This window comes from Marinilabilia salmonicolor, from assembly GCF_003003035.1.
In the GTDB taxonomy this organism is placed as follows: Bacteria; Bacteroidota; Bacteroidia; order Bacteroidales; family Marinilabiliaceae; genus Marinilabilia; species Marinilabilia salmonicolor_A.
Genome location: NZ_PVTS01000058.1, coordinates 1 through 1,106 on the forward strand (window position 1 = coordinate 1; position 1,106 = coordinate 1,106).

Sequence of the window (1,106 nt, forward strand, 5' to 3'; positions counted from 1 at the left end):
ATAGCTTTGTTGTGTGGCGTAATTCATTTATTGTCAGATTGTTTTTTGTTATTCCATTCCTTCTTTTCTGTTCTCTTTTCAAAATTGTTTTTTTAGAAATCCACGTAAATGCTTTGCCTATTTCCCAGTAGTCGTTAATTATTCTTTTGACCCATAATTGTCCTCTTTTTCGTGAATTAATCTTTCATGACGAACAATTTTCCTTTCCCAAAAGTCTAGTTCAAAGAACTCCTCTGAAATCAAGTTATTATTATCATCGTAGCCACATTTATTTTCAAAAACTAGTACTCCGTTCTGATGCGATGAATTATAAATCATGTTATTTCTTTCGTCAAAAGTGTATTCATCAATGACTTCAAAGTTATCAATGTAGTTTCTATGAATTTGTTTTATTACGTTTCCTTGGCTATCATATTCAAATGCCTCTGCATTAAATAATTCTCCATTTTGAAATTGTTTCTCATGCTTAAGCTGGCCATTTTCTGAATACGATTTTTCATATTTTGAAATTTCATTATTATCAGCATCCAACACTATTTCTTCAATCGGCTGTCCTTGCTCATTAAGTATGTAAACTTCATATCCAGTTATTTCACCATTCTCATCTTTTATCGTTGCTTTGTCTGTATTACCAATATCAGTGAAGGAAAATTCCTTAATCGATTTTTGTCCATCTGAAAATTCAAACTCATGTCGGTCAAAATCTCCATCTGTGTTTTTATGAAAACAATGTCTTTCCAACAATTCATCAAATGGGTCATACTCAATGTATTCTTTTACTTCTCCTGAATCATGATATCTGTAAATTCGTCTGCAAACAATTTTGGAGTTAAAATCATACTCGGTTTCATCAAGAGTATTTCCTTTTGAATCCATCGTGAAAGTCTTGAAATGAAATCTATTTATTTCATTTTTATTTGTATCTAACTCAATCTTTGTCGTAATCCATTTATCCATTAATTCCGATTTTGCAAGTTGTTCGTTTTATGCCACACAACGCCCGGCTGTATGCGGTCGGCCGGGGCTTTCAGACCCGCTATGGATTTATCAGCTTGAACGCATGGGAGAGGGTAAAACAAAACCCTCAATATGCTGTGGATGCCACG

At 33.4% G+C, this 1,106-nt stretch carries 1 protein-coding gene; it reads right to left on the bottom strand.

The window, feature by feature from the left end; translation table 11 throughout:
* Nucleotides 1-138 precede the first annotated feature (138 nt).
* Nucleotides 139-957 carry a hypothetical protein gene (locus BY457_RS18870; protein ID WP_106154878.1) on the bottom strand — a complete coding sequence of 273 codons (819 nt, stop codon included), beginning with the start codon at nt 955-957 and terminating at the stop codon, nt 139-141.
* Nucleotides 958-1,106 lie beyond the last annotated feature (149 nt).